Source organism: Mesorhizobium sp. P171375 (assembly GCF_057786075.1).
Genome location: NZ_JBYNWF010000001.1, coordinates 3990372 through 4016873, shown reverse-complemented (window position 1 = coordinate 4016873; position 26502 = coordinate 3990372). Strand labels below are relative to the sequence as shown.

The following is a 26502-nucleotide window of genomic DNA, read 5'->3' as shown; positions in this document are numbered from 1 at the left end:
CCTAGCGCCCGTCGGCGCCCTTCAGGCGCGACTTGACGATCAGCGGCTGGATATAAGGCTCGAGCGACTTCAGCGTGTGCGCCAGCGCACCGCGCATCTGGTCGACGGTGGCGGCACCGGCCGCCATCATCTCATGGCGGGCGACTTCATTACTCAGCAGGAAATTGACGGCGCCGGCCAGCATGTCGCGGTCGCGCACCAGCTTGGCGCCGCCACTGTCGAGCAGACGCTGATAGGCTTCGCGGAAATTCTGGACGTTGCGGCCGGCAAGCACAGCGGTGTCTAGCATGGCCGGCTCCAGCGGGTTCTGGCCGCCTTCCGAGGTCAGCGAGCGGCCGACAAAGGCGATTTCCGTCAGCCGGAGATAAAGCCCCATCTCGCCGATCGTATCGCCGAGCAGGATATCGGTGTCGGCGGTGATCCGGTCGCCCTTGCTGCGCCGCGCCAGCTTCAGGCCCATGCCGGAAATCTGCGCGGCAAGCGCTTCGGCGCGGTCGGGGTGGCGCGGAACGATGATCGTCAGCAGGCCATGGTGGCGCTTGTAGAGCATAGCGTGGACCTCGGCGGCGACCACCTCTTCGCCGTCATGGGTCGAGATCGCCGCCCAGGTCGGGCGGCCGGCGATCTGGCGCTTCAGCGTCGCCAGAGTCCTTTCGTCGACCGGCGGCGGCAAGGTGTCGACCTTGAGGTTGCCGGACACGGTGACCGGCCGGGCGCCAAGCGCGCGAAACCGTTCGCCATCAACATCAGACTGGGCAACGACATGGGCGAGGTTCTCGAACAGCGCCTCGGCGATGTTGGCGCGCTTCTTCCAGGATTTGAACGAGCGGTCGGACAGCCGGCCATTGACCAGCACCTGCGGCACGCGACGTGCGCCGAGTTCGAGGATGGTCATCGGCCAGATCTCGGATTCGGCGATGATCGCCAGGTCCGGGCGCCAGTGATCGAGGAAGCGGCTTACCGCCGGCTTGAGGTCGAGCGGCACATATTGATGGATGATGCGGTCGCCGAGCCGTTCGTCGGCGACCTGCGCCGAGGTCACCGTGCCCGTCGTCAGCACGATGTTGACGCCGTAATCGAGGATGCTTTGGACCAGCGGCACGACAGCGATGGTCTCGCCGACGCTTGCGGCATGGATCCAGATCACCGGGCCTTCGGGACGCGGCCGCCCGGCGACGCCGTAGCGCTCGCGACTGCGACTACGATCTTCCTTGCCCTGCGACGTCCGCCAGGCGACATAGGGGCCTATCAGCGGATAGGCGGCCGCGCCGGCGAAGCGATACGCCGTCAGGAAGGCGCGCGCCCAGCGCTCGCTCATGGATTGCCGTCCACGAGGCGATAGGCCTCGGCGGTTGCGGCATTGAGCGCGGCCGTGACTTCCTGGCGCTTGCGCTCCATTTCGGCCTCGTCGGCATTGGCCGGCACAAACACCGGCGTTCCAATGACGATCGAGGAGCGGCCGAACGGCAGGTTGATGGTGGTCTTGTCCCAGCTCCGTTCCAGCACCTTGCGGCGGCTGGTAGCGATGGCGGCAGGCATGATCGGCCGGCCCGAAAGCCGCGCCAGGAGAACGATGCCCAGCCCCGCGTCGCGCGGCGTGCCGTGGGGAATGTCGGCGATCATGGCGACGTTCTTGCCGGCGACGAGTGACTTTTTCAGGGCAATGAGCGCCTTGGCGCCGCCCTTGTCGAGGTGCTTCGAGCTTTCGCGGCCGCCGGAGCCGCGCACCGCCTCGATGCCGAATTTCTCGATCATCAGCGCGTTGAGTTCGGCATCTGCACTGCGCGAGACCATGGCGACCAGCGGCCGTCCCTTGGGATAATAGGCCGGGGTGAGCAGATGCTGGCCATGCCAGAGCGCGATGATGCCAGGCTCGAACTTGGCGTAGGCGCCGCCGGAAAACTGCGCCGAGCCTTCGACCATGCGGTTGGTCAGGCGCACCAGGCGGACAAACCAGGCGAGCAGGCTGACGATGATGCTCTTGACGATTCGCGACTGCGCCAATGGCTCGCGGATCTTGCGCCAGAACGTCTTCGTGCTGCCGCCGCGTCTTCTTCTGACCGCGGCGCCGGTGGGCTGCCCTTTCACCGCTTCATGCTCCATCGCTGTCAACTGCCGGCCTTGCTTTCAGGGTCGAGCAGCCGATGCAGATGAACGACGAAATAACGCATATGGGCATTGTCCACGCTGGCTTGCGCCTTGGCTTTCCACGCGCTGTGCGCGGTTTGGTAGTCCGGATAGACGCCGACGATGTCGAGCGCGTCGAGATCGCGGAACTCAGTGCCACCCAGCTTCTTCAGCTCGCCGCCAAACACCAGGTGCAAAAGCTGTTTCTTTCCGTCTTCCGCGGGCATTTCGGTCCTTCACATATTGTGAGTTTGTGACAGGTCTAGACCAAAGCTGTCGACTTTGGAACCTTCGATCACGCTTCCATACCGGCAATGACGCCGGCAAGCACGGTGAGCAGCTTCCCGCTGCCGGCGACCAAGGCTCCGTGACGGATCACCTCGCCGGCGTAAAGCGGCGCGCGGCGATGCCCGTCGAGCACGGCGCCGCCGGCTTCGCGCAGAATGAGATCGGCGGCGGCAATATCCCAGTCATGCGCGTTGGGCTTGACGAAGGTGGCGTCGAGCGTGCCGTTGGCGACCATCGCCAGCCGATAGGCGAGCGAGGGAATGTGCGCCGCGCGATGCACCCGGCTCTGCCACTCCGCCGGCATCCGGTCGATCAGCTGCTTCAGCCCGCCGATTTCGACCGTCTCGCCCAAGCGACGCACGGCAATGGGCTTGCCATTAAGGAATGCGCCCTGTCCGGGCAGCGCCCAATAGGTTTCGTCCTTGGCCGGGCATTCGAGCACGCCGGTGAGCGTGCGGCCATCCTCGACCACGGCGACGCTGACGCACCAGGAGCGCAGGCCTTCAAGGAAGCCACGGGTCCCGTCGATGGGATCGACGACAAAGGTGCGGCGCGCCAGAAGCCGCGCCGGATCGTCGGTCGTTTCCTCCGACAGCCAGCCATAGTCCGGTCTCGCCGCGAGCAGGGTCTCACGCAAATAGGCATCAGCCGCGTGATCGGCCTCGCTGACCGGCGAGGTGCCGCCCTTCATCCACACTTGCGGGTTTTTACCGAAATAACGCATGGCGATCGCACCGGCCTCGCGGGCGGCGTCGCGCAAAAGCTCAAGGTCTTCTGCAGCCGATATGACCGGATCACGCGCCGGCAAGGGTCATGCCTTCGATCAGCAGCGTCGGTGCGGCGGTGCCGAAATTGCGGTCGAGATCGCTAGCCGGCACCATGTTGAGGAACATCGTCTTCAGATTGGAGGCGATAGTCACCTCGGCCACCGGATAGGCAAGCTCGCCATTGTCGATCCAGAAGCCGGACGCGCCGCGGCTGTATTCGCCTGTGACCATGTCGACGCCCTGGCCGAACACTTCGGTGACGTAAAAGCCTGATTTCAGCGACTTGATCAGATCTTCCGGCGTCCTGTCGCCCGGCTCGATGGCGAGATTGGTCGATGACGGCGACACCGAGGAGCCGCTGCGCGCACCGCGTCCGTTGGTGGTCAGTCCCAGTTCCCGCGCGGCGGACGTTGACAGGAACCAGTGCTTCAGCACGCCGTTTTCGACCATCAGCAGCTTTTCACCCTCAACGCCTTCGCCATCGAAGGGACGCGAGGCCTGGCCGCGGCGCCGCAGCGGCTCATCGGTGACGGTGATGTCAGCCGAGGCGACCTGCTTGCCCATCATCTCGCGCAAAAAACTGGTCTTGCGCGCCACCGAGCCGCCGTTGATGGCGCCGGCAAGGTGGCCGGCAATGCCGCGCGCGACGCGCGGATCGAACACCACGTTGACCGGACCGGTCGCCGCCTTGCGGGCACCGAGGCGGCGCACGGCGCGTTCACCGGCCTTGCGGCCGATCAGTTCGGGCGCATCGAGATCGGAAAAATGCTGGTGCGAGGAATATTCGTAGTCGCGCTCCATTCCGGTGCCCTCGCCCGCAATGACGCTGGCCGAGCGCGAAAAGCGCGAGGCGACATAGTGGCCAACGAAGCCGTTCGACGTCGCCAGCACCAGCCCGCCCAGCCCGGCGCTGGCGCCGCTGCCGGCCGAATTGGTGACGCCCTTGACGGCAAGGGCTGCTTCCTCGGCAGCCAGGGCCGCTTCCTTCAACTGATCGGCCGAAACCTCGGTGGCGTCGAACAAATCGAGGTCGCGCACCTTGCCAACGAGCAAAGCCGGATCGGCAAGACCCTGGTAGGGATCCTCCGGCGAGACTTTCGCCATCGCCACGGCGCGCTCGGCCAACGCCTTGGGGTCCGATGCCGCCGTCGCCGATACGCTCGCCACCCGGTTGCCGACGAAGACGCGCAACGAGACATCGTCGCCCTCGGAGGCCTCGGTGCTCTCGACCTTGCCCAGCCGCACCGACACGCCGGTCGAGCGGCCGCGCACGGCAACCGCATCTGCGGCGTCGGCGCCGGCCCGCTTGGCAGCCTCGACCAGAGCCGCGACGCGGTCGGTCAGTTTCGCTGCCTCTGATGTATTCGTCATGCGCATGGTCCTGGCTTCAAGCCGCGCCGGGCGGTAGCGGCTGCTGCACCATCTATTGTCCCGCTGCGGCTTGTGCAATGGCGCACGGGCAATTGCGCCGCTGCGGCATAGCGCCCGAGCAGAACGCAAAGCCCATCTTCATCGCCGCGCTCGTAGCCCGGGCCAAGGCGATGGTGATGGTAAGCCGGCCGCGCGGAGGCAAGGCTCCGAACTTTCTCGAACAGCAGCCCTTTCCACAGAACGCAGCTTTAAGAGATCAAGTTGCGCACGGATTCCAGCGCGGCCGGATCGCATCCATTTCAGAACGAACTGTGGAGATCCGATAGCCCCGCTTTTCGTCGCAATCTACTGGCGCGACGGCAGCCAGAAGCGGCCGCGGAGGCGCACAGCCGCCCTGCCCGTTCTTCAGGCGACCGGCGTCCAGATCACGTTGTCTATTCTGGCCGCCCCCGTCGCCAGCATCACCAGCCGGTCGAAGCCGAGCGCCGAGCCGCTGGCCTGCGGCATGGTGGCCAGCGCCGCGAGAAAATCCTCGTCCAGCGGATAGCGCTCGCCATAGACGCGCTCCTTCTCGTCCATTTCGGCGGCGAAGCGCCGTCGCTGCTCGGCAGCATCGGTCAGCTCGCCGAAAGCGTTGGCGAGCTCGACGCCACAGCAATAGAGCTCGAAGCGTTCGGCAACGCGCGGGTCCTCGGCGCTCCGCCGGGCAAGGGCTGCCTCCGAGATCGGATAGCCGTATAGGATGGTGGCGCGCCCCTGCCCCAGTATCGGCTCGACCTTTTCGACCATCACTCGACTGAACAGGTCCGCCCAATTGTCATCCTGCGCCGTACGCAGGCCGGCCTCGACCAGGGCTTGATGGAGCGCGTCACGGTCGGTGCTGCCATCAGCCGCCACCGTGGCGAGAAGATCGATGCCGGCATGGCGCTGAAAAGCTTCGGCAACGCTCAGCCGTTCGGGCTCGGCAAATGGATCGGCCTCGCGGCCGCGAAAGCGGACGGTTTTGGCGCCTGCGCGCTCGGCCGCCAGCTTGAGCAGTTCGGCGCAATCGGCCATCAGGCTCTCATAGGTTTCGCCGACCCGATACCACTCGAGCATGGTGAATTCCGGATGGTGCAAGGGGCCGCGCTCGCGGTTGCGCCAGACGGCACCCAGGCTGAAGATGCGCCTTTCGCCGGCGGCCAGCAGCTTCTTGCAAGCGAATTCCGGCGATGTGTGGAGATAAAGCGGCCGGCGCTCCCCGTCAGAACCAATTGCCTCGGTGGCGAAAGCCGAAAGATGCGCCTCATTGCCGGGCGATATCTGCAGGGCCGCCGTCTCGACCTCGATGAAATCGCGCTCACCAAACCAGTTACGCATGGCGGCCGCGATGGCGTTGCGGGCGACCAGCCGCGGCCGGCGGTCGGCGTGAACGTCCGGTGTCCACCAGGGCGAGGCCTCGGTCATGGATTTGCCGGTGTTGGGGGGCAATGGAATTGCTGACAGGGCTGGCGGTTCGCGCCAAGATGCGCTACGGCGACGGCTCTCGCAGCCGATTTGCGCCGAACAATCGTTTCAGGCCAACGAAGTCTAGGATTGAAAACCGTGGTGAAGGTCATCGCCAGTTCCCTGCGTAAGGGCAACGTCGTCGACAAGGACGGCAAGCTTTACGTGATCCTCTTTGCCGAAAACATCCACCCTGGCAAGGGCACGCCGGTCACACAGCTCGACATGCGCCGCATCTCCGACGGGGTGAAGGTTTCGGAGCGCTACCGCACCACCGAGCAGGTCGAGCGCGCCTATGTCGAGGACCGCGAGCACACCTTCCTCTACGCCGATAGCGAAGGCTATCATTTCATGAATCCGGAAAGCTACGACCAGGTCGCGGTGTCGGAAAGCGTGGTCGGCGACATGGCGCCCTATCTGCTCGAAGGCATGGCAGTGCAGATCTCGCAATTCAACGGCATCGCCATTGCCCTCGTGCTGCCGCAGCGTGCCACCTTCGAGGTGGTCGAGACCGAGCCGGTGACCAAGGGCCAGACGGCCTCGTCGTCCTACAAGCCGGCCGTGCTGTCCAACGGCGTGCGCACCGCAGTCCCCCCGCACATCAGCGCCGGCACCCGCGTGGTGGTGATGACGGCGGACGGCTCCTATGTGGAGCGGGCGAAGGACTGAAGCGCCAACCCCCAGTCCTCGTTAATCCCTTGCATTGCCTTCTGCGGCGGCTGGCTCGATAGTCCTGCCGATGTGGCAGACCTTTGTGACCTACTGGCCTCTGATCCTCGTGATCATTCCGATGCTGATGGCCGCTATCGGCATCGTCCACGCCATCATGACGAAGGAAGACGTCCGCGCCGCCACTGGCTGGGTGGGCGTGATGATTTTGTCGCCGTTCCTGGGCGCCATCATCTACGCCATCGCGGGCATCAACCGCATCCGCCGCGCCACGATCAGCGCCATGAGGCCCGTGGCGGGCGAAGCCGAGACGGCCAAACACGACCGCGACATTGCGCTCGAAGCGCTGATCTCAGCCGAATTCGGCCAACGCTTTGCCGGCCTGAAGACCTTGGGCGACCGGGTAGCGCGACGCGGCCTGCTTTCGGGCAACGCAATCACCATGCTGAGGACGGGCGACGACGCTTACGCGGCCATGCGCGGGGCGATCGACGGCGCACAGCGCAGCGTCCTGCTCGAGACCTACATCTTCGACAATGACGAGGTCGGGCAGCGTTTCGTCGAATCGCTTGCCGGCGCGGTTCGGCGCGGCGTCACCGTGCGCGTGCTGATCGATGCCGTCGGCGTGCGCTATTCCGTGCCCAGCATTCTCACGACTCTCCGGGAAGCCGGCGTCACCGTCGACCTCTTCAACGGCAACATCGTCATGGGCCTGAGACTTCCCTATGCGAATTTGAGAACCCACAGGAAGATCCTGGTCGTCGACGGTGCGGTGGCATTCACAGGGGGCATGAACATTCGCAAGGGATTCTCGGCCGAATTCGCGGGAACCGCCAGTTCGGCGGATACGCATTTCCAGGTCACTGGACCGGTCGTGGCCGACCTGTTTGCGGTTGCCGCCGAGGACTGGCGCTTTGCAGGCAACGAGGCCCTCAAGGACGAGGTCTGGCACGTCGAAAAACCCTCGCCGCCGCCCGGTCAGCCGATCCTGGTGCGGGCCGTGGCGTCGGGGCCGGACGCCAGCATCGAAACCAACCACAAATTGCTGATGGGCGTATTTTCCGTCGCCCGCAAATCGATCCGCATCATGTCGCCCTATTTCCTGCCGGACCGGGAATTCATCAGCGCGCTGACCACGGCGGCCCGGCGCGGCGTCGAGATCGACATCGTCGTGCCGGCGGTCAGCAATCTCTTCCTGGTCGGCCGCGCCATGACTGCGCAATACGACCAGGTGCTGAAGCATTATTGCCGTGTCTGGCGCCATGAAGGATCGTTCGACCATTCGAAGCTGCTGTCGGTCGATGGCGTGTGGGCCTATGTCGGCTCCTCCAACCTCGATGCCCGGTCGCTGCGGCTGAATTTCGAGATCGATCTGGAGGTGTTGGATGCCGGCTTTGCCGCCGAGATCGAAGCGCGCATCGGATCGGCAATCGCTTCCGCCAAACCCGTCACACTCGCAACCTTGAAAGCGCGGCCATTTGTCATCCGTGTCTTTGACCGGTTGCTATGGCTGGGATCGCCCTATCTGTAGAATCAGTACAGATTGAACAGCAGGCCTATGGACATAAACGGACGCAGCCTCCCTGAAACCGTGCTCCTGTCGATCCGCGGCAGGAAAGCGCGCAAGGCGAATGCGACGCCGCGCAAGCGGGTTGATGGCGCTGAGATGGTGGTCGCCTCCTACAATGTTCACAAATGCATTGGCACCGACCGCCGGTTCGACCCCGAGCGGACCGCCCGCGTCATCCGCGAGATCGGCCCCGACGTCATTGCTTTGCAAGAGGCCGACAACCGGTTTGGCGATCGCGCCGGGCTGCTCGATCTTGCCCGGATCGAACACGAAACCGGGCTGGTGCCGGTGCCGATTTCGGGAAACGGCAAGGGCCATGGCTGGCGCGGCAACGTTCTGTTGTTCAAGCGCGGCACGGTGCGCAACGTGCATCAGATCAAGCTGCCGGGGCTGGAGCCGCGCGGCGCGCTGGTGGCCGAGATCGACCTCGACGAAACACGCACGCTGCGCGTCATTGCTGCGCATCTCGGCCTGCTGCGCCGCTCGCGCTCCGAGCAGGCCCGCGTCGTGCTCGACATTATGAGCAGCCAGGATGAAAGGCCGACCTTGCTGCTCGGCGACCTCAACGAATGGCGGCTGGGCAACCGCTCGGCGCTGAAGACGCTGCACACCACCTTTGCCACGCCGCCGGCGGTGCCGACTTTCCCATCCGGCCTGCCGGTGCTCGCGCTCGACCGCATCATGGCCAACCGGCACGGCATGGTCTCGTCGGTCGAAGCCCACGACACGCCGCTGTCGCGGGTAGCGTCAGATCACCTGCCGCTGACTGCTTTTGTGAGCTTGTAACTCACCCGTCCCGCAACCACACCACCATCTCGCCGGGGTCACGATTGTCCCAGGTGTAATAGGGGACGGCCTTGAGCTTCGCCTGCTCGACGGCCGGCGCCTCGGTGCGATAGAGGCCGTTGTCCCAATTTTCCGCCGTTTCCCGGCTGCCGGTGGCCGAGAGGGTGACGACACCGCCGAGGAGGTTCGGCTCGGGATGCGCCTCGATCTCAGCCGTACGCGGCAAGGTGATGCGGTGCAGTTGGCCGGCATTGTCGGTCTCTTCGACGCAGTAGATCAACGGGCCGCGCGCAAGTGCTACGCGGCCGATATCCTGGCGCACCTGCGGGTTGGCGAACAGGCGCGAGATCGACATGTCGAGGTCAAGCTCAACGCGGTCGCCCTTTTGCCACTCGCGCCGGATCGCAGCGTAGCCGTCGTTCGACGCGGCATCGAGGTCGACAGACGCACCGTTGACCTTCAGCGTCGCCTTGCGGCACCAGGACGGCACGCGCAGATGCAGCGTGAACTCAACGGGCGCATCCGGCTCGACCCGGATCGAGACCGCGCCGTCCCAGGGATAGTCGCTGGTCTGGACGAGGCTGACGGGCGTGCCCGCGATGTCGAAACGCGCCGTCGAGTCGCCATAGAGGTGGACGGCCAGCGCATCGTCGGCCAGGCTGTAGAAATAGCTGCCGATCGACGCCACCATGCGGCCGATATTGGGCGGGCAGCAGGGGCAGCGGTGCCATTTCCAGCGATTGTGCTTGCCCCGGCTTTCCAGCGGGTTCTCGTAGAAGAACAGCGAGCCGTCGAGCGACAGGCCGGAGATCGAGCCGTTGTAGAGCGCCCGCTCCATCATGTCGGCGTAGCGGGCGTCGGGACCCATGCCGAGCATGCGGCTGGCCCAGAACACCAGCCCGACCGAGGCACAGGTCTCGGCATAGGCGGTTTCGTTGGGCAGGTCGTAATCGCTGGTGAAGCCTTCATTGTGGGCCGACGGCCCGATGCCGCCGGTGACGTAGAGGCTCTTGGTGGTTAGATCGTCCCAGAGCCGGTCGAGCGCTACCCGCAGCGTATCGTCGCCATATTCCGTGGCGATGTCGGCCATGCCGGAATAGAGGTACATCGCCCTGACCGCATGACCGACGACCTTGTCCTGCTCGCGCACCGGCCTGTGCGACTGATTGTATTCGTAGGTCTTGAAATGATAGGCCTTCGGGTCGGCGCCGCGGGCGCGCGCCTCCTCGTCGAAATAATGCGGCTCAACGCCGCGCTGGTCGATGAAGTATTTCGCCAGCTCCATGTATTTCCGCTGGCCGGTCGCTCGCGCCAGCTTGACCAGCGCCAACTCGATCTCCTCATGGCCGCAATAGCCCTTCTGCTTGCCGGGCTCTGGGCCGAACGTGTCGGCGATATGGTCGGCATAGCGGCATAGGATGTCCAGCAGCTTGCGCTTGCCGGTGGCCTGGAAATAGGCGACCGCGCCCTCGATCAGATGGCCGGCGCAGTAGAGCTCGTGGCAGTCGCGCAGATTGGTCCAGCGCAGGCCGGGCTGGATGCGCTGGTACCAGGAGGACAGATAGCCGTCGGGCTGCTGCAGCTTTTCGTACATGTCGATGACGGCGTCGATGTTTTTCTCCAGCCGTTCGTTGCGGCGGCGGTAGAGCGAATAGGCGGCGGTCTCGATGGTCTTGCCCCAGTCGGAATCCCAGAACATCTGCGTCGTCACCGTCGAGCCGGTGAAGCCGGGCGTGGCTGCCTCGTCGGGCGACGGCGAATGGAAGGGGATGACGAGGCCGGGCGACGGCCGGTCCGGATCGATCTGCTCCAGCATGCGGGCTTCGACGCAGCGCTCGTAGAGGATGTCGGCGGTGCGCGACGCCACCGCATCGACGCGGTCGCCCCAGAAGCCGCGCACGTCGACCTGCGGCACCGGCAGTGGGCGGAAGGCGAGGCTCAGTTTGCCGGTCTTTCGGGCGGCGGATCTGTGTGCGGTCATCGGCTGGCTCCGTTCGATTTCGTCATTGTCATTTCACTGCGGGTCATTTCACGGCGCCGGCCATCAGGCCGCGTATGTAGAAGCGCTGCAGCAACAGGAAGAGGATCAGGCAAGGCACCATCATCACGGTGACACCGGCCTGCACGGCGCCCCAGTCGATGGCGCCGAAGCGGCCGGACTGAAGTGCGGTCATCATGATCGGCAGCGTGAATTTGGACTGGTCGGTCATCAGCACCAGGGCGGCCAGGAACTCGTTCCAGGCGCCGAGGAAGGCGAACAGCGCGATGGTGACGATGCCGGGCCAGACCAAAGGCAGCATCACCTTCAGCAGCATGGTGAGATTGTTGGCGCCGTCCATGCGGGCGGCCTCCTCGATCTCGCGCGGCACCGCGTCGAAGGCGTTGCGCATCATGAAGATCGAGAACGGCAGCTGCAGCGTGACGTAGACAAAGACCAGCCCGGTCAGCGTGTTGTGCAGGCCGACCTTGGTCAGCACCAGGAAGATCGGCGTCAGGATCGACTGGAACGGGATCATGATCGTCGACAGGATGACGACGAAGAGCAGGTCCTTGAACGGAAAGCGGAAGCGCGAGAAGCCGTAGCCGGCAAGCACGCTGACGATGACGGAAAACACCACCGTCATGACGGAGACATAGAGGCTGTTTTGCGCCGGCAGCCACAGCCCGTCGCCGAAAGTGTTGAGCGTGCCGTAATTTTCGACCGAAAAACCGGTGGTCGGCCAAGGCGGCAGCGGCGGCAGGCGCGCCTCCTGCGACGGCTTGAAGGCCGACAGCACCGTCCAGACGATCGGCGCCAGGAACAGGACCGAGGCGATCATGCCGGTCGCGTGCTCGGCGATGCCGAGGCGCAAGCGGCTGTTGCGGCTTCTTGCCTGCGCCATCAGTCGACCCCCTCAGGCTTGCGCAGTAGCCAGAGCTGGAACGTGCTGAGCGCGACCAGGATGGCGAGCAGGATCATCGACAGTGCGGCGCCATAGCCGAGCTTGAACGACACGAAGGACTGGTTGAATATCCAGTAGACGGCGGTCAGCGTCTGATTGCGCGGGCCACCGCGCAGGATGATGTAGAACTGGTCGAAGGCGAGGATCGAGCCCGCGACCGACAGGATCAGCGCCAGCGCCAGCGTGCGGCGCATCAAGGGCAGCGTGATGGCGCGAAAGCGCGCGAACGGTCCTGCCCCATCGATCATCGCCGCCTCCTGCAGGTCGGTCGGGATCGACTGCAGGCCGGTCATCAGGATGATCATGGTGAAGCCCGCCACCTTCCACACGACCATGGCGATGATCGACCAGAAGGCCGGCTGGAAGGTGGCCAGAAGGTTGAATTTCTTCCCGGTCAGGCCGAGGTCGAAGGCGGCCGGGCTGAACAGGCCGGAATCGACATTCAAAAGCCACGACCAGAGTAGGCTCGCCGAAGCGAAGCCGATAACAGCCGGCATGAAGAAGGACGTGCGGTAGAAGCCGGTGAGCCGCCGGGGACGCTCGATGAACAGCGCCAGCGGAAAGGCGACGGCGAAGATCGCGATCGTCACCACCACCGTGTAGAGGCCGGTGAAGCGCAGCGCATTCCAGAACCTGGTGTCGCGCAGGATCGCCCAATAATTATCGAGGCCGATGTAGCTGTGCTCGCCCATCAGCGGCCAGTTGTGCAACGACATCCACGCCGTCATGCCGAGCGGGATGATGAAGAACACGACGACCAGCGCCACGGCCGGCGCGACATAGAGCAAGCCGATCCACTGCCGGCGCCCGGCGCCGACCAGTTTTCGCGGGCGCGCCGAGGCGGAGGTTGCTGCGATGGTGGTCATGCGATGCTCCAGTTGCGGCGTCCCCCTCCCCCTCGAGGGGAGGGTCCGGCCGAAGGCCGGGGGTGGGGTCCTCTGCGCAGTGCGCCGACAGAAAGGCCGGGCACTTCGCAGGCGACCCCACCCGGACCCTTCGGGTCCGACCTCCCCTCAAGGGGGAGGTTGAGGGCGGCGCTATTTCTGCGGCGCCTGGTCGATGATCGACTGCATGGTCTCCTGGGCGTTCGCGATCGCGCCGTCGACATCGTCGCCGAAGAAGACCTCGTTGACCATCTGCGTCCACGGGCCGTTGGCGGAGTTGATCAAATCGTTGAACACCACCGAATAGGGTGTGCGGCCCTTGGCCATCGCCTCGGCGGCGATCTGGTAGCGCGGGTCGAGATCCTTCAGCGCCTCCTTGGCGATGTCGCCGCGCACCGGCAGGCTGCCGTATTTGGCGAGGATGGTCTGGCCCTCGAGCGAATAGGCGAAGTCGAGAAACTCCTTCACCACGGCGAGCTTTGTGGTGCCCTTGGTGACGACGAAATTGTCGCCGCCGGCGAAGGATGACCAGGCGCCATCCTTGCCCGGCAGGAAGGTGACACCGTAATCGACATTAGGATACTGCGTGTTGAGCGCGCCGATGGCGAAGGCGCCGGAGGGCGAGATGCCGATATTGCCGGCGGCAAAGGCGGCAAAGAAATTGGACCCCGTGTCGGTCTGCGCGCCGGCCGGCACCAGGTCCTTCTTGACCATCGAGCGGTAGAGGTCGATGGCGCCGCGCAATTGCGGACTGTCCAGCGTCGCCTTGGAGCCGTCCTCGGAGAGGATGTCGCCGCCCGAAGCCCAGACCAGCGGCGTGAAGGTGAAGATGTTGCAGCCGCCGCAATTGCCGGAGAAATAGAAGCCCTTGATGTCGCCGCCGAGGGCGTTGATCTTCTCGGCGTCGGCTTCGATTTCGGCCCAGTTGGTCGGGCCTTTTTCAGGGTCGAGCCCGGCCTGCTTGAACAGCTTCTTGTTCCAGATCAGCACCGAGCTATCGGCCGAGAACGGCAGGCCGTAGATGCGGCCCTTGTAGGTGCCGGTCTTGACGTGCGCCGGCGACAGGCTGGCGAAATAGGGCAGCGACTTCGCCCAGTCGGTGATGTCTTCCAGCTGGCCGGCGGCGGAAAAGGCCGGTGTGTAGATCAGGTCGAGTGACAACGCGTCGGGCGCAGTGCCGCCGGCGGCCGCGGCGCCATATTTCGGAATGATCTCGGCATTGGGGATAATGTCGAGCTTGATCTGGTTCTCATGTGCCTTGTTGAAGGCATCGACGATGCGCGGCATGAAATTCGAGCCATCGGCACGCACCCAGATATTGGCCGTGTCGGCGGCCATGGCGGGCATGGCGAAAATACTCGCGGCAAGGGCAAGCCCGGCAATCATGGTCTTCATGGTTTTCCTCCTCATGGTTCTGTTCTCCTCCCTATTGCGGCGCTCTCCCAGATCGCGCCGCGCGTTCTACTAGCCGCCTGGTGGACGGCCGCATGACTGACGCACCACCAGCCGGCACGGCAGTTTTCGGATGCCCGGCGCGGCCGGTTGGCCGCCGACGAGCGAAAGCAGCGCAAGCCCGGCCTCGCGGCCAAGCGCTGAGAGGTTCATGTCGACCGAGGTCAGCGGCGGCCGCGTCGCTTCCGCCACGATCTCCCAATTGTCGAAACCGATGACGCCGACATCGCCGGGCACACTGACCCCGCGCTCGCGCAGCGCATCGATGACGCCGCGCGCGATCTGGTCGTTGCCGCAGAAGACGGCGTCGGGTTTCTCCCCCCTGCCCGACTTGCCGTCGAACAGTCTTGCGACCGCCTCGTGCCCCCAGGCCTCCGACCAATGCCCGAGCAGCGGCTCGGCAACCGGCAGGCCATGCTCGGTCAGCACCTCGCGGTAGGCCCGGGCGCGCTCATGCACCACGCCGAAGCTCGCGGGACCGCTGACATGGGCGATGCGCCGGCGCCCCTGCGCGCAAAAATGCTCGACCGCCAGCCGCGCGCCGCCGGCGTCGTCGGAGACGAAGCCGATGGCGTCGGGATCGGGCTGGGTAAAGGCGTAGATCACCGGGATGCGCAGATTGGCGAGGTCGACCGGCAGGTGGCGGTCGATGCGCTTGCCGGTGGCGATGATGCCGTCGACGCGCTTGTCGAGCATCGCCTCGACATGCAGCTGGCCGAGCCGCTGGTCGTCCTCGACATTGCACAGGAACACCGAGACGCCGGCATCGACCAAAGCATCGGACACGCCGGCCATCAGCGGCAGCGAGAAGCGTCCATAGGTATCATTGGTCAGCAGCCCGACGGTGAAGGAGCGCTTGCGCAACAGGCTCTGTGCCAGGCTGTTCGGCCGGAACCCGAGCCGCTGCGCCGTCTCACGAATGCGCTCGCGCGTCTGTGCCGTCATCCGCCCCTGCCCGTTCAGTGCCTTCGAAGCCGTCGCCACGCTGACGCCGGCCATCGCCGCGACTTCACGCAGGGTGACGGGGGTCTTGGCGGAGACAGGTGGTGGCGCGTCGGATGCCATTGCTTAGGTGTTGGTCCTCGGTTTGGGAAAAGGTTTTCTCTTGCTGGCCCGTGCCCTGGCGATGTTGGGGATCGGCGGACGCCACGGAACTTGGGAAAAGGTTTTCTCAACGGGAGACTAGGATGAGAATTCGGGGATGGCAAGGGGGTGCGGCGAGTGGCGACGCGATCGACGCAGCTGTTCGTTGCGACCGATTTGCGTCAGAAGTGACCATTGACGAGCAGATCTTCCGATGTCGCCTTTGGGGCCGAGGAACGAACCCGCTGCGCGGGATGGGCGCGTGGGGTGAGGTAGCGATCACGACCCGGACGTCGCGCTCGCATTGAGGGTGGTTCGGCAGCGGCAGAGCATGGCGGGCTTCTTCAACAAGGAGCCTGACCATGCACCATCCCGTTCTCGATGCACCCGTCAGCCCGCTGCGCCAGCGGCTGATCGACGACATGAACATGCGGCGCTTCTCACGCGAGACGCAGCGCAACTATCTCCGCGACATCGGACGCCTGGCGACATTCCTCGGGCGTTCACCAGACACCGCTACCGCCGACGACCTGCGCCGGTTCCAGATCGAGCAGCAGGAGGACGGCGTTCCCGTGCCAACGATGAACAGCATCGTGTCGGCACTGCGCTTCTTCTTCACCCACACGCTCGACCGCCCGGACCTGGCGCGCAGGCTTGTCCGGCTGGCGCATCCGCGCAACCTGCCCGTGGTGCTCAGCCGCGACGAGGTGGCCCGGCTGCTCAACGCCACCACGTGTCTCAAGCACCAGGCCGCATTGTCAGTCGCCTATGGCGCGGGCCTGCGTGTCGCCGAGGTGTCGATGCTGAAGGTTGCCGACGTCGACAGCGAGCGCATGCTGCTGCGCGTCGAGCGTGGCAAGGGCGGGCGCTATCGCAATGCCATGCTCTCGGAGGACCTGCTCACGCTTCTGCGTGAGTGGTGGAAGGTCGGACGTCAGCAGGGCGTGATGCACCGTGACGGCTGGCTGTTCCCCGGACAGCACGCGATGAAGCCGATCAGCACGCGGCAGCTCTATCGCATCGTCGTCGAGGCGGCCCAGGCCGCCGACATCGCCAAGCGGGTCGGGCCGCACACGCTGCGCCACAGCTTCGCCACCCACCTGCTGGAGGACGGCACCGACATCCGGATCATCCAGGTCCTGCTCGGGCATGCCAAGCTCAACAACACCGCCCTTTACGCGAAGGTGGCGACCCGAACGGTGCGCACGGTCACGAGCCCGCTCGACAAGCTTGGCCTGTTCAAGCCGGAAGAGATCTCATCCGACGGCTGAGCGTGCGCGCCTCGATCGAGGTTGCCGACGTCTTCCGTGCTGCCGGACCCGCTTACCGGGCCGCCCACGCAGGTCATCTGAGCCTGCAGCAGCTCAAGGTCATGTCGGCGATCGAGTATTGCCGCACCGCAGCCCTTGGCGGTCACGTCGAGGCTTGCGAGGACTGCGGCCAATGGCGGATCGCCTACAACTCCTGCCGCAACCGGCACTGCCCGAAGTGCCAGGGCGCGGCGGCGCGGACGTGGCTGGCCGAGCGCGAGGCCGACCTGCTGCCGGTCGGCTACTTCCATGTCGTGTTCACGCTGCCCGCCGAGGTCGCCGACATCGCGTTCCAGAACAAGGCGCTCGTCTACGACCTGCTGTTCAAGGCGGCAGCGGAGGCGATGCTGACGATCGCGGCGGATCCAAAGCATCTCGGCGCGCGCATCGGCATCACCGCCGTCCTTCACACTTGGGGCTCGGCGATGACGCTCCATCCGCATGTCCACATGATCGTGCCGGGCGGCGGCATCGCGCCGGACGGAAGCCGCTGGATATCTTCTCGGCCGGCCTTCCTGCTTCCGGTGCGCGTACTCGGCAAGCTGTTCCGACGGCTCTTCCTCACCCGGCTGGTCGCTCTGCACGACGCAGGACGGCTCGCCTTCTTCGGATTTATGGCGCACCTGTCCGCGCGGCAGGCATTCGTGCGGCACCTGTCGCCGGTCCGCAAGAAGCGCTGGGTGGTGTACGCCAAGGCGCCGTTCGCCGGGCCGGAGGCAGTGCTCGCCTATCTGTCCCGCTATACCCACCGGGTTGCGATCTCGAACCGCCGCCTCATCCGGTTCGATGAAGCAGGGGTCACGTTCCGCTACAAGGACTATCGTCGTGACGGCACCGATCGGCAGCAGGTCATGACACTCGCCACCGACGAGTTCATCCGCCGATTCCTGCTCCACATCCTGCCGCGCGGCTTCCACCGCATCCGTCACTACGGCCTGCTCGCCGGCGGCTCCCGCAAAGGCAGCCTCGCACGCGCCCGCGAACTGCTGAACGTTGCTGCGCCGTCGGAGGACGACAACTCGGTAGAACCGACTGACTTCCGTCCGCCATGCCGATGCTGCGGCGGAAGCATGATCATCATCGAGACGTTCGAACGGTGGCGACAGCCGCGCGGACCGCCGGACACCACCGCGACGAACCGGGAGAACTCTCCATGACCCGGCATGGCATGCTCCAGCGTTCAGCCGCAGGCGCCCAGCCTCCGGCAACGGACCCACGCGTGTCCATGGTGATCATCGACGCCGAACGGGTCGCGTCCGGCCGCGCGCCGAGCCGACAATACCGCGTGGCTGAAAGGCGAAGCGGTCCGTCCACATCAAAACCGACGCTTGCCGGCGGCGGTCGCGCCGTCGCCGACACCAGCCGCAAATCGAAATCCCCATAGCCATCGACTGTGGCCCACGGGTTCCTTCCTCGGGGACTTTCGTACGCCTGCCGGCGCCCGAAACTCTTCACGCATGCGGACTGGCAGCTTCGAGGTTCGGACTTTGAGAAGCGGACACTCCCGGTAGCCGCAGGCGTCGACGTGATCTGACCCAAACGAGCCATTCCGGCAGGCAAGCACTAATGTCTCGAATGTGGTGACTACGACATTGGTTACACCTCGCCGTATCAGCGGTCCATCAAACGTGCGGAAGAAGGGATTTGCTGGTGAGGTCGGTTTCCTTTCAGAACAACCGATACTATGATCCGCTGGGGCCAGGCCGACAATGGATCGCAAGCTTTCCGCGATTTTAGCCGCAGATGTAGTGGGCTATTCGTCTCTGATGGAGCGCGACGAGGCCGGTACATTCGAGCGCCTTCGTGCCGGACGCAAAGAACTGTTCGAACCCGAAATCGCTCGCCACCACGGCCATATTTTCAAGCTGATGGGCGATGGGATGCTGGCCGAATTCGGCAGTGTCGTCGATGCCGTCGAATGTGCGGTGTCGCTGCAGCGCGGCCTGTCCGAGCGCAACGCCTCGCTTCCCGAGTCGGAACAGATCCTGGTGCGGATCGGTATCAACCTCGGCGAGGTGATCGTTGACGGCGAGGACCGGTATGGCGAAGGGGTCAATGTCGCGGCCAGGCTTCAGCAGCTGGCAGAGCCAGGCGGCATCTGTGCCTCGGGAAAAGTGGCCAAGGAGGTCGAGAGGAAGCTAGCGTTCACATTTGAGTCAATGGGCGAACAGAGGGTTAAGAACATCACCGAACCAGTTCGGGCGTATCGCGTACTGCTTGATCCAGCGGCAGCGGGCAAGACCCTTCATGTTCGCCGCCAGCCGCGCGCCTGGCGTCTTCCAGTCGCGGCGGGTGTTCTCGTCCTGGCTCTCGGCCTTGCAGTAGCATGGTGGCAGCCGTGGGAGAGGCCTGCACAGCTTGCCGTTCCGACCGTCAGCGAGGCAGCCGACACCCGGCCCTCGCTAGTCGTCCTGCCCTTCGACAATCTCAGCGACGACAAGGAACAAGAATATCTCGCCAACGGCTTCACCGAGGATCTGACGACCGCACTGGCGCGTGTGCCGGGTCTTTTCGTCTTCTCCCCCAACGCGGCCTCCGCTTACAAGGACAAGGACCCGAAGCCGGCGGAGATTGCGGCGGCATTGGGCGTCCGCTACCTGCTGAAAGGCTCGATTCGCCGCGTCGGCGACGACATGCGCATCAATGCGCAGCTGATCGATGGCTCGACTTCCAGACATCTCTGGGCGGAGCGTTTCGACGGCCGGTGGGCGGACGTATTCGCGCTGCAGGACAGGGTTGTCAGCAGCATCGCGGGTGCGCTCCAGCTCCGCCTGGTGAGCGGCGCGCCGGCTACCCGGGCCGGAGGCACCAGTAATCCCGAGGCCTATGAGGCCTATCTCAAGGGGATGGACATCTACAACCGTATCAACACGCCCGAGGAGTTTGCGCAGGCTGTGAAGTATTTCCAGCAAGCCGTGCAACTCGACCCCGATTTCGGCGCGGCGTACGCCCAGCTCGCCTGGGCCTACTGGGACGCGGATGTCGCTCGGGTCGTAGTAATGGGGCTTACGACCGACGTGGCCCAGGGCAAGATCTATGAAACCCTGGAAGCGGCGGCCAGGGATCCTTCGCCGGGCTACTATCAGCTCGTCGCCGAGTTGATGGTCCGCGAGCACGACTCGGACGACGCAGTTACCGTTCTTCTGAAGTCGGTGGCGCTCGATCCCAGCGATACTTGGAATTATCTCTCGCTGGCCAATGCTCTGAATTTCAACGGCAGGCCGAAGGAAGTGCTTAGCTATCTCGATGCGGCTGCGCGCGTCGACCCAAACTCGTGGATGGACTACAGGCGCTACCAAGCCGGACTGGCCGAGTTCGGCCAGGAGAAGTTTGAGGACGCGGTTCGCTCTATCGAGAAGATGGACCTTATATCCGCCGATCCACGGGCGAAATTTTATGCCCTGCAGGTCCTTATTTCGGCTTATGGGCATCTTGGGCGCACAGACCAGGCCGCGGCGGCTTTGGAAACGCTTAGGAAGGTTGTTGCGCGGAGGTGGGAATGGGAGCCGAGCCAGTTGATGACCCAGGATTCCATGGTGTTCAAGAATACGGCCGATATCGAACGCCTTTTGGCCGGGCTGACCAAGGCAGGTGTGCCAGAGCTGTCGGCATTGGCAAAGGCAGGCATGAATCCGAAGGACCGGCTCACAGGGGCGGAAATAAAGTCTCTCATGTTCGGGCACGAAACGCGCGGAAAATTGGTAACGCCCACGTTCCTGCCGATGCAGCGCACAACCTCGGTCGACGGCGCCGTCAGCGAGACCGTTGGCCAGAGGAGCCGCGTAGGAACCTCGTGGGTGCAAGGCGATTTCTTGTGCAACGCCTTTCCCAGAGAACTGACAAGCTGTGGGGCGATTTTTCGCAATGTGTTCAGGACGCCGGGGCGCGACGACGAATACAAGGCCGTTTACCGCGGGGACCAGTTCGAGTTTTCGGTCGTCAAGTGAACTCCCAAATGCCGCAAGGCCGTAAGTCTGCTTGCCGAGTAGTCGCGACGTTGTTGGCATAACTGCAAACGTCGACAATTGGCGCAACCACTACCTCCAGCTTGATGGCCGGCAAGATCGGCTTTCAGGAAGCTGCGAAAGCCGACCTCTACGGCCGACATGCGGCGCAAAGCGGTCATGCGCCTTCGCCTCTGGGAGTCCGCTTTGGATCGTCAGCGGCCGTTCCACCCCCGCGCCCTCGCCGCCCAGCACCTCCACCGCCTTCTCAAGATCCGCTTCAGCGTCCTTGATTTCATCATCAAATCGAACACCCGGAATTCGACGCCGCATCACCGCCACCTTCAGACTGACAACCTCTTTCTCCGATCAGGTGGGACGCTCTGCGACGCATGCTTCGACGCGGCTGAGATACGGGCGAGGAAACTGGTATTGCTCTGTAGGGCGATCGTTGTATCTCGAATCCCATCGGTGAATGAAGACTCCGAATCCCATGATCGTCCTGCAATCCGTTCCTGGGGAATATCTGCCTGCGATGTAACACCAAAATCCGATCTCGGGAGTTTATTCCAGGCCGGAAGAATTTTCCCCTCGTTGCGTGTAGCATCAAGTCTCCGCCATCCGTCCTCTGGCCAAGAAAGGAGAACGCCATGAGGAAATTGATCGTCACCGAATTCATCAGCGTCGACGGCATTGCCGAAGTCGAGAAGCTGCCCAAAGTGACCTGGAACGACGAGATGCAAAGGTTCAAGGAGGATGAGCTTGCCGACAGCGGCGCCATGCTCCTGGGGCGCACGACCTATGCGATCTTTGCAGGCTCATGGCCGAGCGAAACGGGAGATTTCGCCGACCGCTTCAACGCGTTGCCGAAATATGTCGCCTCGACCAGCCTGAAGGCGTTGGACTGGACGCCGGCGGAATTGCTTACGGGTTCCTTGCCGGAAGCGGTGAGCAAGCTGAAGCAAGGCAGCGGCGGCAACATCTATGTGCATGGCAGCCTCAGCGTCGCGCAGGAATTGCTGCGCCACGGCCTGGTCGACCGCGTCAGGCTGCTGAGCTACCCCGGCACTGTTGGCGAGGGCAAGAAGCTGTTTCCGACCGATATGCCTGTGGCGCTGGAGCCGATCTCGGCCATGACGTTCAGCAATGGCGTGGTGGCGCTGGAATATGCGGCGGGGACGTGAGGTTAATCTCCCCCCTTGAGGGGGAGATGTCGCCGAAGGCGACAGAGGGGGTCGCTGCGCGTAAAGCGCCCACCTCATCTGTCGCAAGGAGGTCGTATCCAGTCGAACCGACCCCCCTCTGGCCTGCCGGCCATCTCCCCCTCAAGGGGGGAGATTAGCAGTTCAACCGGCCTTCTTCCCTCGCTTGCCCTTGGCGCGCGCCTCGACCACCCTTTCCACCTCGCGCTTCAGCTCGTCCTTGATCTCCTGCGTCTCGGCCATCAGCGCGTCGATCTTCATGAAATCGAGCACGCGGTACTTCGACACGTTGGGGCGGATCAGGATGTCGGGCGGCCCCTGCTTCAGCTTGTGGGCGATGATCGACTGCATCATCAATTGCGTGGCGCCGTACATCAGGTCGACGGTGGTCGGGTGCTTGCGCTCGGCCTCGCTCGGCGCGCCGACGACATCGATGGCGATGATGATGTCGGCGGCGTTTTCGATCAGGTCGAACGGCACCGGGTTGTAGATGCCGCCGTCGATCAGCACACGGTCGTCGCGCGTCACCGGGCGGAACACGGCGGGGATGGCAGCCGAAGCCGCCAAGGCCGAATGCAGGTCGCCATCGTCGAAGACGGCCAGCTTGTGGCCGAAATAGTCGGTCGCCGTCACCTTGAGCGGGATCTTCAGCTCGGCGAAGGTTTCGGGAATGGCTTCGGGCAGGAAGGCCTTCAGGATGCGCTCGATGTTGAACTGGCTGACGCGGATGCCGCCCTGCATGGCCTCGGCGATGGTGCCCGGCCGCGAGCGCCACATGCGCGCTGCGACCTCGGCACGGCGGCTCAGGATCGAACGGGCATAATCCTCGATTTCCTTGCCGCTCATGCCAGAGGCCATGCCGGCGCCCATGATGGCGCCGATCGAGGAGCCGGCGATTGCCACCGGCTTGATGCCGAGCTCGTCCAGCGCCTCGACGATGTGGATGTGAGCCAAGCCGCGAGCGCCGCCGCCGCCAAAGGCGATGCCGAAAGTGGGACCTGTCATTTGGCCTCCAGCTTCGGGCCGATGCTCATGATCGCAGGGGCCGCCGTCAGCAGCTTCTTGGCCGCCGCCTTGACCTGATCGAGCGTCACGCCGTTGATGAGCGCTGAACGGCGCTGCACGTAATCGATGCCGAGATTGTCGAGCTGCAATTCCACCAGCGTCGATGCAATGGCGCTGGAAGAATCCAGATTGCTGATGGCGTAGGAGCCGACCATGTATTTCTTGGTCGCGTCCAGTTCGGCCTCTGTCGGCCCCTCCTCGGCCATCTTCCTGACCACGTCCTTGACGATGCCGAGCGTCTCGGCCGCGCGGTCCGAACGCGTCGCCGTGGTGATGATCAGCGCATTGGAATGCTGGTGATCGACCAGGTTGGAATCGACGCTATAGGCCAGGCCGCGCTTTTCGCGCACCTCGTCATAGAGGCGCGAGGTGAAGGTGCCGCCACCGAGAATCTGGTTCATCAGCACCGCCGGGAAGAAATCCGGCGCATCGCGCTTCACGCCGGGATAGGCGAACTGCAGCGAGGTCTGCGGCAGGTCGTAATCGACCTCAAGCTGCTGGCCGAGCTTCAGCTCGGTATCGGCTACCGGCCGCAGCAGCTGCTTTTCCGGCAGGTCGCCGAACACGTCATCGAGCTTCTGTTTCAGCGTCGCGGCGTCGATGTCGCCGACCACCGCGACATGCAGGCCATTACGGGCGAAATTGGCCTTGTGGAAGGCCGCCAGATCCGCCGCGGTGATGGTGGCGATACTGTCTTTGGTGCCCTGGTCGGGCCGCGAATAGGGATGGTCGCCATAGATGGCGCGCAGCCATTTGGTCTGGGCGACGGTGTTGGGGTCGCGCTCACTGGCGATGATGCCGGACAATATCTGGGAGCGGATGCGGTCGATCGGCGCCTGGTCGAAGCGCGGGTTGTTGACCGCCAGCCTGAGCAGATCGAAGGCCGCATCCTTCTGCTCGGCCAGCATGCGCATCGTGCCATAGGTGCCGTCGCGCGCCGCGTCGAAGCCCATTTCGGCGCCGGCATCGTCAAGCCTGGTCTGAAAGGCCTCGCTGTCGAGGTCGCCGGCGCCCTCGTCGAACAGGCCGGTCATCAGATTGACCAGCCCTTCCTTGCCGGCCGGATCCTGCGTCGAGCCGCCATCGAAGACGAAGCGAATGGCGATGATCGGAATGGAGTGATCCTCGACCAGCCAGGCGTTGATGCCCTTTGACGAGGTCACCTGCTGGATGTCCATCGCGCGCGCGGCAAGCGCCGGCAGGACGAGGAAGAGGATGGCGAGGAACAGGGTGGTGAAGGTACGGAGCGCCTTACCTTCTCCCCGCCAGGCTCCCCCTTCTCCCCTTGTGGGAGAAGGTAAGTGGCGCATAAGGCGGGAAGGCAACACAGCGCTATGCAGGCTCATCATCAATTCCCCGCCTGTTGCTGCGGTAAGAGATAGCCGGTGGTCGAACGGTCGAGCAGCAAATAGCGGGCGGCGACCGCCTTGATCTCGTCGGCGGTGACCTTGCGAATGCGGTCCGGCCATTCCTCGATGTCCTTCACATTACCGCCGGTGGCGAGCTCGGCGCCGTAGAGATTGGCCATCTCGTCCTGCTTGTCGCGGGCGAAGATCAGGGCCCTGATGTAGCGGGCCTTGGCCTTCTCCAACTCGTCGGCGGTGACGCCGTCCTTGATGATGCGGGCGATCTCGGCGTCGACGGCCGCCTCGACGTCGCTCAGCTTGGCGTCGCCGCGCGGCGCGCCATAGACGGTGAAATTGGTAGCGTCGAGCATGGTTCCCTGGAAGAAGGCGCCGGTCCCCGATGCGATGCCCTGCTTGACCACAAGCTGCTGGTAGAGCCGGCTGCGGCTGCCGCCGCCAAGGATCTCTCCCAACAGGTCGAGCGCCTCGGCCTCGCCGGGTTTTGCGGTGTGGTAGGACGGAACCACCCATTGCGTCGAAAAGCTCGGCACCGAAACGCGTCCATCGGTGAGCGTCACCGTGCGCCTGGTGTTCTGCTCGGGCTCGACCGGGCGGATGCGCGGCGGCAGGTCCGGGCCGCGCGCGACCTTGCCATAGGTCTTTTCGGCCAGCGCCTTCACCGCGTCCGGCTCGACATCGCCGGCAACGATCAGCACGGCATTGTTGGGGCGGTAATACTTGTCATAGAAGGCAACCGCATCGGTGCGGTTCAGCTGTTCCATCTCCTGCATCCAGCCGATGACAGGAATGCGGTAGGGCTGGTTCTGCCAGAGTGTCGCGTCGACCTCCTCGTCGAGCACGGCCTCGGGGTCGCTGTCGATGCGCGAGCGGCGCTCTTCCAGGATCACGTCGCGCTCGGTCTTGATGACCTCGTCGGTCAAGATGAGGTTGCGCATGCGGTCGGCCTCGAAGCGCATCATCAGTTCGAGCGCCGAGGGCGTCACCGTCTCGTGAAAGGCGGTGTAGTCATAGGAAGTGAAGGCGTTGTTGGAGCCGCCTATGTCCGAAATGGCGCGGTCGAACTCGCCCGCGGCATGGTTGGTCGTGGCCTTGAACATCAGGTGTTCGAAGAAATGCGCGATGCCGGACTTGCCTGGCGGCTCGTCGGCGCTGCCGATCTTGTACCACACCATATGGGTGACGATCGGGGCGCGGTGATCGGGGATGACCACCACTTCCATGCCGTTGTCGAGCAGGAAGTTCGCCACCTTGCCGTCGTCCCCGGCCAGGGCCGGGCCGGCCACGGTCAGCGCGGTGGCGAGCAACACTCTCCGCAGCCATTCAGTATGAGGTGTCATCAATGGCTCCGGTTTGTTATCGCGCGACGATAGGCAAGGTTAGCCACCGAGGCAAAGTGAATTGTGCGTCATTTTGAAGGCGCTGTTTCTTCCTTCTCCCCTTGTGGGAAAAGGTGGATCGGCGCGCAGCGCCGAGACGGATGAGGGGCGCCGGAAGAAACTCAACCAAGGAAAATGTAAGCGATTTTCAACACTTAACCTCCAAAGCAGCGATCCTTCCAACACCCCTCATCCGACCGAGCTTCGCTCGGCCACCTTCTCCCACAAGGGGCGAAGGGGGAGCCTAATCACCCAGCCTCGATGAACCGGATCACCGTCTCGCCGTAGTTGCGCTCATCAACCACCGAGAATTCGGGCCCGACCTCGAAGGGCGCCGAGGCGGCTTCCTCGACCACGCAAAGCGCGCCGGGCAGCAGCCAGCCGCCATCCCTGGCCGAACGTAGCGCGCGTGCGCCGAGACCTTTGCCATAGGGCGGATCGGCGAAGATCAGGCCAAAGGCGGCAAGCGTGCCGGCCTCGCCCAAGGCAGTCGCGTCGCGGCGAAAGATCTTGGTGCGGCCGGTGAGGCCAAAGGCTTCGACATTGGTGCGAATCAGGCCGCGCCCTTCGGCCGATTCCTCGATGAAGACGCCATAGGAGGCGCCGCGCGACAGCGCTTCGAGGCCGAGCGCGCCCGTGCCGGCGAACAGATCGAGCACACGCGCGCCCTCGAGCTTGTCGGCGAAGCGGTGCGCCAATACGTTGAACACGGCCTCGCGGGCGCGGTCGGTGGTCGGGCGGATGGCATGGTCGCGCGGCGTCGCCAACGGACGCCCGCGAAATTGGCCGCCGACGATCCTCATTTAAGTCCGGC

Annotated in this window: 23 protein-coding genes and 1 pseudogene; 8 read left to right on the top strand and 16 right to left on the bottom strand. The window is 64.3% G+C overall.

The window, feature by feature from the left end:
• Nucleotide 1: 1 nt before the first annotated feature.
• The 6 genes from waaA to epmA all read right to left on the bottom strand — a co-directional run bounded on the left by waaA (nucleotide 2) and on the right by epmA (nucleotide 5999).
• Nucleotides 2-1318, bottom strand: a complete 1317-nt coding sequence (gene waaA / locus ACYHH6_RS19420) for a lipid IV(A) 3-deoxy-D-manno-octulosonic acid transferase (protein ID WP_192252905.1) — start codon at nucleotides 1316-1318, stop codon at nucleotides 2-4.
• On the bottom strand, nucleotides 1315-2103 hold the full coding sequence (locus ACYHH6_RS19415; protein WP_352592571.1) for a lysophospholipid acyltransferase family protein: 789 nt from the start codon (nucleotides 2101-2103) through the stop codon (nucleotides 1315-1317). Before ACYHH6_RS19415 ends, waaA begins: the two co-directional genes overlap by 4 nt.
• Before the next feature lie 5 nt (nucleotides 2104-2108).
• Complete coding sequence (locus ACYHH6_RS19410; protein WP_112564945.1) at nucleotides 2109-2354, bottom strand: DUF4170 domain-containing protein; 246 nt, start codon at nucleotides 2352-2354, stop codon at nucleotides 2109-2111.
• 68 nt (nucleotides 2355-2422) lie between these two features.
• Nucleotides 2423-3223 (bottom strand): 3'(2'),5'-bisphosphate nucleotidase CysQ, encoded by an 801-nt coding sequence (locus ACYHH6_RS19405; RefSeq protein WP_352592538.1) that lies wholly within the window; start codon nucleotides 3221-3223, stop codon nucleotides 2423-2425.
• Nucleotides 3210-4553, bottom strand: a complete 1344-nt coding sequence (locus ACYHH6_RS19400; RefSeq protein ID WP_352592541.1) for a TldD/PmbA family protein — start codon at nucleotides 4551-4553, stop codon at nucleotides 3210-3212. The genes ACYHH6_RS19405 and ACYHH6_RS19400 overlap by 14 nt, the downstream gene beginning before the upstream one ends.
• A gap of 405 nt (nucleotides 4554-4958) precedes the next feature.
• Nucleotides 4959-5999 carry an EF-P lysine aminoacylase EpmA gene (epmA, locus tag ACYHH6_RS19395; protein WP_352592544.1) on the bottom strand — a complete coding sequence of 347 codons (1041 nt, stop codon included), beginning with the start codon at nucleotides 5997-5999 and terminating at the stop codon, nucleotides 4959-4961.
• 138 nt (nucleotides 6000-6137) lie between these two features.
• On the opposite strand from epmA, the gene efp reads away from it, so the two are divergent.
• The 3 genes from efp (at nucleotide 6138) to ACYHH6_RS19380 (ending at nucleotide 9063) form a co-directional block, all read left to right on the top strand.
• Nucleotides 6138-6707, top strand: coding sequence for an elongation factor P (efp, locus tag ACYHH6_RS19390; protein ID WP_112565024.1), 570 nt, complete (start codon nucleotides 6138-6140; stop codon nucleotides 6705-6707).
• Nucleotides 6708-6777: 70 nt separating this feature from the next.
• A complete protein-coding gene (locus ACYHH6_RS19385; RefSeq protein WP_352592547.1) occupies nucleotides 6778-8238 on the top strand; it encodes a phospholipase D-like domain-containing protein in 1461 nt (486 codons plus the stop codon).
• Between the two features lie 27 nt (nucleotides 8239-8265).
• On the top strand, nucleotides 8266-9063 hold the full coding sequence (locus ACYHH6_RS19380; protein WP_352592550.1) for an endonuclease/exonuclease/phosphatase family protein: 798 nt from the start codon (nucleotides 8266-8268) through the stop codon (nucleotides 9061-9063).
• Nucleotide 9064: 1 nt separating this feature from the next.
• Here ACYHH6_RS19380 and ACYHH6_RS19375 read toward each other — a convergent pair whose 3' ends face one another.
• From ACYHH6_RS19375 to ACYHH6_RS19355, 5 genes are all read right to left on the bottom strand, one after another.
• Nucleotides 9065-11044 carry a glycoside hydrolase family 127 protein gene (locus ACYHH6_RS19375; protein WP_352592553.1) on the bottom strand — a complete coding sequence of 660 codons (1980 nt, stop codon included), beginning with the start codon at nucleotides 11042-11044 and terminating at the stop codon, nucleotides 9065-9067.
• A 43-nt stretch (nucleotides 11045-11087) separates the two neighbouring features.
• Nucleotides 11088-11945 carry a carbohydrate ABC transporter permease gene (locus ACYHH6_RS19370; RefSeq protein ID WP_352592556.1) on the bottom strand — a complete coding sequence of 286 codons (858 nt, stop codon included), beginning with the start codon at nucleotides 11943-11945 and terminating at the stop codon, nucleotides 11088-11090.
• Nucleotides 11945-12871, bottom strand: a complete 927-nt coding sequence (locus ACYHH6_RS19365) for a carbohydrate ABC transporter permease (RefSeq protein WP_352592559.1) — start codon at nucleotides 12869-12871, stop codon at nucleotides 11945-11947. Before ACYHH6_RS19365 ends, ACYHH6_RS19370 begins: the two co-directional genes overlap by 1 nt.
• A gap of 171 nt (nucleotides 12872-13042) precedes the next feature.
• The gene (locus ACYHH6_RS19360) at nucleotides 13043-14284 is read right to left on the bottom strand and encodes an ABC transporter substrate-binding protein (protein ID WP_352592562.1); all 1242 of its coding nucleotides are present in this window, start codon (nucleotides 14282-14284) and stop codon (nucleotides 13043-13045) included.
• A 69-nt stretch (nucleotides 14285-14353) separates the two neighbouring features.
• Nucleotides 14354-15406: a LacI family DNA-binding transcriptional regulator gene (locus ACYHH6_RS19355; RefSeq protein ID WP_352592565.1), complete on the bottom strand. Its 1053-nt coding sequence runs from the start codon at nucleotides 15404-15406 to the stop codon at nucleotides 14354-14356.
• Between the two features lie 380 nt (nucleotides 15407-15786).
• Between ACYHH6_RS19355 and ACYHH6_RS19350 the strand changes: the two genes are divergently transcribed.
• The 4 genes from ACYHH6_RS19350 to ACYHH6_RS19335 all read left to right on the top strand — a co-directional run bounded on the left by ACYHH6_RS19350 (nucleotide 15787) and on the right by ACYHH6_RS19335 (nucleotide 20681).
• A complete protein-coding gene (locus tag ACYHH6_RS19350; protein WP_352593666.1) occupies nucleotides 15787-16695 on the top strand; it encodes a tyrosine-type recombinase/integrase in 909 nt (302 codons plus the stop codon).
• Nucleotides 16696-16697: 2 nt separating this feature from the next.
• Nucleotides 16698-17891: an IS91 family transposase gene (locus tag ACYHH6_RS19345; protein WP_352593664.1), complete on the top strand. Its 1194-nt coding sequence runs from the start codon at nucleotides 16698-16700 to the stop codon at nucleotides 17889-17891.
• Complete coding sequence (locus ACYHH6_RS19340) at nucleotides 17888-18118, top strand: hypothetical protein (protein ID WP_352593662.1); 231 nt, start codon at nucleotides 17888-17890, stop codon at nucleotides 18116-18118. Before ACYHH6_RS19345 ends, ACYHH6_RS19340 begins: the two co-directional genes overlap by 4 nt.
• 325 nt (nucleotides 18119-18443) lie before the next feature.
• On the top strand, nucleotides 18444-20681 hold the full coding sequence (locus ACYHH6_RS19335) for an adenylate/guanylate cyclase domain-containing protein (protein ID WP_352590395.1): 2238 nt from the start codon (nucleotides 18444-18446) through the stop codon (nucleotides 20679-20681).
• A 378-nt stretch (nucleotides 20682-21059) separates the two neighbouring features.
• Here ACYHH6_RS19335 and ACYHH6_RS19330 read toward each other — a convergent pair.
• Nucleotides 21060-21173 (bottom strand): annotated as a pseudogene (locus ACYHH6_RS19330) (HNH endonuclease); the annotation flags it as partial.
• A gap of 155 nt (nucleotides 21174-21328) precedes the next feature.
• On the opposite strand from ACYHH6_RS19330, the gene ACYHH6_RS19325 reads away from it, so the two are divergent.
• Nucleotides 21329-21862 carry a dihydrofolate reductase family protein gene (locus ACYHH6_RS19325; protein ID WP_352590392.1) on the top strand — a complete coding sequence of 178 codons (534 nt, stop codon included), beginning with the start codon at nucleotides 21329-21331 and terminating at the stop codon, nucleotides 21860-21862.
• A 162-nt stretch (nucleotides 21863-22024) separates the two neighbouring features.
• Here the strand turns inward: ACYHH6_RS19325 and ACYHH6_RS19320 are convergent, their stop codons facing one another.
• The 4 genes from ACYHH6_RS19320 to rsmD all read right to left on the bottom strand — a co-directional run bounded on the left by ACYHH6_RS19320 (nucleotide 22025) and on the right by rsmD (nucleotide 26491).
• Entirely contained in the window at nucleotides 22025-22885 is an 861-nt protein-coding gene (locus ACYHH6_RS19320) for a patatin-like phospholipase family protein (RefSeq protein WP_352590389.1), read from the bottom strand.
• The gene (locus ACYHH6_RS19315) at nucleotides 22882-24291 is read right to left on the bottom strand and encodes a M16 family metallopeptidase (RefSeq protein ID WP_352590386.1); all 1410 of its coding nucleotides are present in this window, start codon (nucleotides 24289-24291) and stop codon (nucleotides 22882-22884) included. The genes ACYHH6_RS19320 and ACYHH6_RS19315 overlap by 4 nt, the downstream gene beginning before the upstream one ends.
• Nucleotides 24292-24293: 2 nt before the next feature.
• A complete protein-coding gene (locus ACYHH6_RS19310; protein ID WP_352590383.1) occupies nucleotides 24294-25649 on the bottom strand; it encodes a M16 family metallopeptidase in 1356 nt (451 codons plus the stop codon).
• A gap of 287 nt (nucleotides 25650-25936) precedes the next feature.
• Nucleotides 25937-26491, bottom strand: a complete 555-nt coding sequence (rsmD, locus tag ACYHH6_RS19305; RefSeq protein ID WP_352590380.1) for a 16S rRNA (guanine(966)-N(2))-methyltransferase RsmD — start codon at nucleotides 26489-26491, stop codon at nucleotides 25937-25939.
• Between the last annotated feature and the right edge of the window lie 11 nt (nucleotides 26492-26502).

What these genes read in the sequence shown, in the direction of transcription:
- ACYHH6_RS19375 (WP_352592553.1), bottom strand. Translation starts at nt 11,044, where the DNA reads ATGACCGCACACAGATCCGCCGCCCGAAAGACCGGCAAACTGAGCCTC.
- ACYHH6_RS19310 (WP_352590383.1), bottom strand. Translation starts at nt 25,649, where the DNA reads ATGACACCTCATACTGAATGGCTGCGGAGAGTGTTGCTCGCCACCGCG.
- ACYHH6_RS19415 (WP_352592571.1), bottom strand. Translation starts at nt 2,103, where the DNA reads ATGGAGCATGAAGCGGTGAAAGGGCAGCCCACCGGCGCCGCGGTCAGA.
- ACYHH6_RS19400 (WP_352592541.1), bottom strand. Translation starts at nt 4,553, where the DNA reads ATGACGAATACATCAGAGGCAGCGAAACTGACCGACCGCGTCGCGGCT.
- ACYHH6_RS19325 (WP_352590392.1), top strand. Translation starts at nt 21,329, where the DNA reads ATGAGGAAATTGATCGTCACCGAATTCATCAGCGTCGACGGCATTGCC.
- ACYHH6_RS19410 (WP_112564945.1), bottom strand. Translation starts at nt 2,354, where the DNA reads ATGCCCGCGGAAGACGGAAAGAAACAGCTTTTGCACCTGGTGTTTGGC.
- ACYHH6_RS19335 (WP_352590395.1), top strand. Translation starts at nt 18,444, where the DNA reads ATGGATCGCAAGCTTTCCGCGATTTTAGCCGCAGATGTAGTGGGCTAT.
- rsmD (WP_352590380.1), bottom strand. Translation starts at nt 26,491, where the DNA reads ATGAGGATCGTCGGCGGCCAATTTCGCGGGCGTCCGTTGGCGACGCCG.
- ACYHH6_RS19385 (WP_352592547.1), top strand. Translation starts at nt 6,778, where the DNA reads ATGTGGCAGACCTTTGTGACCTACTGGCCTCTGATCCTCGTGATCATT.
- ACYHH6_RS19350 (WP_352593666.1), top strand. Translation starts at nt 15,787, where the DNA reads ATGCACCATCCCGTTCTCGATGCACCCGTCAGCCCGCTGCGCCAGCGG.
- epmA (WP_352592544.1), bottom strand. Translation starts at nt 5,999, where the DNA reads ATGACCGAGGCCTCGCCCTGGTGGACACCGGACGTTCACGCCGACCGC.
- ACYHH6_RS19315 (WP_352590386.1), bottom strand. Translation starts at nt 24,291, where the DNA reads ATGAGCCTGCATAGCGCTGTGTTGCCTTCCCGCCTTATGCGCCACTTA.
- ACYHH6_RS19355 (WP_352592565.1), bottom strand. Translation starts at nt 15,406, where the DNA reads ATGGCATCCGACGCGCCACCACCTGTCTCCGCCAAGACCCCCGTCACC.
- ACYHH6_RS19365 (WP_352592559.1), bottom strand. Translation starts at nt 12,871, where the DNA reads ATGACCACCATCGCAGCAACCTCCGCCTCGGCGCGCCCGCGAAAACTG.
- waaA (WP_192252905.1), bottom strand. Translation starts at nt 1,318, where the DNA reads ATGAGCGAGCGCTGGGCGCGCGCCTTCCTGACGGCGTATCGCTTCGCC.
- ACYHH6_RS19380 (WP_352592550.1), top strand. Translation starts at nt 8,266, where the DNA reads ATGGACATAAACGGACGCAGCCTCCCTGAAACCGTGCTCCTGTCGATC.
- ACYHH6_RS19320 (WP_352590389.1), bottom strand. Translation starts at nt 22,885, where the DNA reads ATGACAGGTCCCACTTTCGGCATCGCCTTTGGCGGCGGCGGCGCTCGC.
- ACYHH6_RS19360 (WP_352592562.1), bottom strand. Translation starts at nt 14,284, where the DNA reads ATGAAGACCATGATTGCCGGGCTTGCCCTTGCCGCGAGTATTTTCGCC.
- ACYHH6_RS19370 (WP_352592556.1), bottom strand. Translation starts at nt 11,945, where the DNA reads ATGGCGCAGGCAAGAAGCCGCAACAGCCGCTTGCGCCTCGGCATCGCC.
- ACYHH6_RS19340 (WP_352593662.1), top strand. Translation starts at nt 17,888, where the DNA reads ATGACCCGGCATGGCATGCTCCAGCGTTCAGCCGCAGGCGCCCAGCCT.